4 protein-coding genes are annotated in these 3,906 nt (G+C 67.9%); 1 reads left to right on the top strand and 3 read right to left on the bottom strand.

The window, feature by feature from the left end:
- The coding region (locus RIF93_RS19230) for a DUF885 domain-containing protein (protein ID WP_309093059.1) at positions 1-1,529 on the top strand (1,529 nt) is incomplete at its 5' end.
- 44 nt (positions 1,530-1,573) lie between these two features.
- Here RIF93_RS19230 and RIF93_RS19225 read toward each other — a convergent pair.
- The 3 genes from RIF93_RS19225 to RIF93_RS19215 form a co-directional block, all read right to left on the bottom strand.
- Positions 1,574-2,956, bottom strand: a complete 1,383-nt coding sequence (locus RIF93_RS19225) for a M20/M25/M40 family metallo-hydrolase (RefSeq protein WP_309093058.1) — start codon at positions 2,954-2,956, stop codon at positions 1,574-1,576.
- Positions 2,957-3,011: 55 nt separating this feature from the next.
- Positions 3,012-3,680: a uracil-DNA glycosylase gene (locus RIF93_RS19220; protein ID WP_309093057.1), complete on the bottom strand. Its 669-nt coding sequence runs from the start codon at positions 3,678-3,680 to the stop codon at positions 3,012-3,014.
- Positions 3,667-3,906: NYN domain-containing protein (locus RIF93_RS19215; RefSeq protein WP_309093056.1), on the bottom strand; the 240-nt coding region annotated here is incomplete at its 5' end. The genes RIF93_RS19215 and RIF93_RS19220, both read right to left, overlap by 14 nt.

Here is a 3,906-nt window from a genome sequence, read left to right as displayed (position 1 = left end):
CGTCGAAGCTGAGCGAGAGTTCGAAGGTCAGTTACGAGCTCTTCGAGAAGAGCGTCGGGGTCCAGCGCCTCTTCGACAAGTGGTACTGGCAGAACTACGCGGTGACCTCCACCGGCAGTTCGCTGGACGGCATCCCGGTGATGCTGATCAACGTCCACCGCGTGGACACCGTGGCCGACGCCGAGGCGTACGTCTCGCGCCTGCGGGCGGTGGAGCGGGTGGGCGGCGAGGTGGCGGCCGACATCGACCAGAGAACGGCCAAGGGTTTCCTGCCGCCGGCCTTCGTCTTCGGCCGCGTGATCCCGGACGCCCAGAACCAGCTGAAGGGCGCCCCGTTCGACGGTGGCCCGGATCACGCCGTCTGGGCCGACTTCAAGAAGAAGGTCGCCGCGCTGAAGGCGGACGAACCCACCAAGGCCCGCCTGCTGAAGGACGGCGAGGCGGCGCTGAAGACGGGCTGGGCGAACGGCTACAAGCGCTATGTCGAGAGCCTGCAGCGCATGCAGGCCAAGGCCACGACCGTGAACGGCGTCTGGGCCCTGCCGCAGGGCGAGGCCTTCTACAACGACCTGCTGTCGTTCTTCACCACGACGCCGCTGACCGCCGACCAGATTCACCAGATCGGGCTTTCCGAGGTGGCCCGCATCCGCGCCGAGATGGAGACTATCAAGCAGAAGGTCGGCTTCAAGGGCTCGCTGAACGAGTTCTTCGCCCACCTGAAGACCGAGCCGAAGTACCGCTATCCGAACACCGAGGCGGGCAGGCAGCAGTACCTGACGGACGCCAAGGCGATCATCTCGACCTACATGGCCACGGCGGCGAACAAGCAGTTCTCGGTGCTGCCGAAGGGAGCGCTGGAGGTCCGCGCGGTGGAGCCGTTCCGGGAGAAGACCGCCTCGGTGGCCTTCTACAACACCGGCACGCCCGACGGCTCGCGGCCCGGGATCTTCTACGTGAACCTCTCGGACATGAACCAGGTGTTCAAGCCGCAGCTGGAGGCGATGGCCTACCACGAGGGGGCGCCGGGGCATCACTTCCAGATCGCCCGCGCGCTCGAGCAGACCGACCTGCCGATGTTCCGTCGCTACGCCTACCAGGGGGCGTACCAGGAAGGCTGGGGCCTCTACGCCGAGAAGCTGGGCAAGGAGGCCGGTTTCTACCAGGACCCGTACAACGACTTCGGGCGGCTGAGCCTGGAAATCTGGCGCGCGGCGCGGTTGGTGCTGGACACCGGCATCCATTCAAAGCGCTGGAGCCGCGACCAGGCTGTCCAGTACATGCGCGACACCACGCTCAATTCGGAGCGGGACATCCAGAGCGAGATCGATCGCTACTTCACGACCCCCGGCCAGGCGACCAGCTACAAGATCGGGCAGCTGAAGATCAGCGAGCTACGCGCCAAGGCCGAGAAGGCGCTTGGGTCGAAGTTCGACATCCGAGCCTTCCACGAGGCGGTGCTGGCTGCTGGGGCGATCCCGCTGGACGTGCTGGAGACGCGGGTGGACGCCTACATCGCGAGCGCGAAGTAGACTCGCAACTCCGCTTGTCCCGACGTTGCCGGGTGAGCGGATGACTATCGCGCCAAATCCTTCAGGATCGAGCGCCAGTGGTCCAGCGAGCCGTCGATACTGGCGACGGGCGCCCGCTCATTCAAACCGTGGGCGAAGCTGTCCTCGTTGCGCGAGAACAGGCCCGCAACGCCATAGGTCGGAACGCCCACCGCGCGGAAGTGCATGCCGTCCGTCGCGCCGCTGGACATCGACGGGGTCACCTGGAGGCCAGGATAGCGGGCGTTCACCGCCTTCTTCACCGCAGCCATGACGTCGGGGCGCAAAGGCGAGGCGGGGCTGTCCACCGAGCCGTCGTCGGTGACGCGGGCGACGGTCAGGCCGGGCTCGGCCATGACCTTCTCGAGCGTCTTGCGAACCTCTTCGGCGGGCGTGCCCGGGAAGATGCGGCAGTTGACGTTGGCCTGAGCGCGCTGGGGCAGGGCGTTCGGCGCGTGGCCGCCCGAGATCATCGTCGCGACGCAGGTGGTGCGCAGTTGCGGGGCGATGTCCTTGTCGGCGCTGAGGGTGGCGATCGCCTGCGCGTCCTCTGGATTCTCCGAGAACCGCTTCAGGGCCTCGCCGATCGGGCCGGGACGCTTCGACGCCATGGCGGCCGCCGCGGCGCGGGTGATCTCGTTCGACATCGCAGGAAAGCGGTAGGCGGCGAGCTTCTCCAGCGCGTTGCTCATCCGGTAGATCGGATTGCCTGGCGTCGGCGCGCTGGAGTGGCCGCCCGGATCGGTGATCGTCAGGGTGAAGTCGGCGTAGGTCTTCTCGGCCGCCTGCAGGCCATAGGCCACCGGCTTGCCATCGGTGTCCAGCGTGCCGCCGCCGCCGTCGGCGTTCAGTGCGAATTCGGCATGTTTCAGTTCGTTGGCCAGCCACTGGGTGGTGACCATCTTGGTTTCTTCATCGCCCGAGAGCGCCAGGATCACGTCACGGCCCGGCTTCCAGCCTTCGCGTCGCAGCTGCGCCAGGGTGGCCACGGCCATCGAGACGTCGAACTTGTTGTCTTCGGCCCCGCGGCCGAACACGTAGCCGTTCTCCACGACGGCCTTGAAGGGATCGCGCTCCCAATCCTCACGCTTGGCCTCGACCACGTCCATGTGGCCCAGGACGATGATGGGCTTCTTCTTGGGGTCGGTTCCCGGATAGCGGGCGATCAGCGCGGCCGTGCCGGCCATCGGCTGGATGCGGATGTCCTCCGGCCGGTAGCCGGCCTTCACCAGCACGCTCTTCAGGTACTCGGCGTACGGGACCATCTGGTCGCCCGGGTTCACCGTTCGGAAGCCGATGCCCGTCGTCAGGATCTCCAGCGCCTCGTCGTGCAGGCCCGGCGGCGGAGCGGCTACGACAGGCGAAGCGAAGGCGAGAATGGCCGCCGAGACGAGAAGGGTGCGGATCACGCTGACGAACTCCGGTGCAAGCTGGGCCGCGACGCTATAGGCCCGGGCCCGGTCGTCAACCGGCGGCTTCGATGAGGGCCCGCGCGCGCTTGAACACGGCCTCGAACATCTCGGGCGTCAGGCGGCCAGTGTTCGTGTTCAGCCTCGAGCAGTGATAGCTGTTCAGAACCGTGTAGGGCCCGGCCTGGAATTCCGTGCCGTGGCCAGCCAGACCCGCGGACGCCTTCAGGCCGAGGGCGCGGAGCACGTTGCGGCGCGAGACGTCGCCCAGCGTCACGATCACTTTCAGCCGGGGCAGGGCGGCCAGGCGGGCCGTCAGGAAGGGCCGGCAGGTCGCTTCCTCGATGGTCTCGGGTTTGTTGCCCGGCGGGGCGCAGCGGACGGCATTGGTGATCATGCAGTCGATCAGCTCGACGGAGTCGTCGGGGCGCGCCTCGTAGCTGCCGCGGGCGAAGCCGGTCTTGATCAGGGTCTCGTACAGGATGACGCCAGCCCCATCGCCCGTGAACGGTCGGCCGGTGCGGTTGGCGCCCATCCGGCCGGGGGCGAGGCCCACGACCGCCAGCCGCGCGTCCGGATCGCCGAACGACGGCACCGCGCCGTTGAAGCCGCCGGGGATCGAGATCTTGTTGGCCTCGCGGTAGGCGACGAGCCTCGGGCAAACCGGGCAGTCCGGCGGCGCCTCGGGGCCCACGAGGACCGCGTCGGCCTCAAGCGCCGGCATCGGCCTGGGTGTCGTCGGCTTCGCGCTCGACGCGCGGGGCGTGGCTTTCCTGGATGAAGCGGGGCAGACGAGCCGGTCGGCCGATCAGGTCGGCGAGATCGGCCAGGTCCACGAAGTTGTCCGCCTGGCGCCGCAGCTCGTCCGAGACCATCGGCGGCTGGGACTTCACGGTCGAGACTACGGTCACCCGGCAACCCTTGCGCTGTACGGCCTCGACCAGGCAGCG

This window comes from Phenylobacterium sp. (assembly GCF_031181185.1).
GTDB lineage: Bacteria > Pseudomonadota > Alphaproteobacteria > Caulobacterales > Caulobacteraceae > Phenylobacterium.
This window is presented reverse-complemented; position numbering and strand designations above follow the sequence as displayed.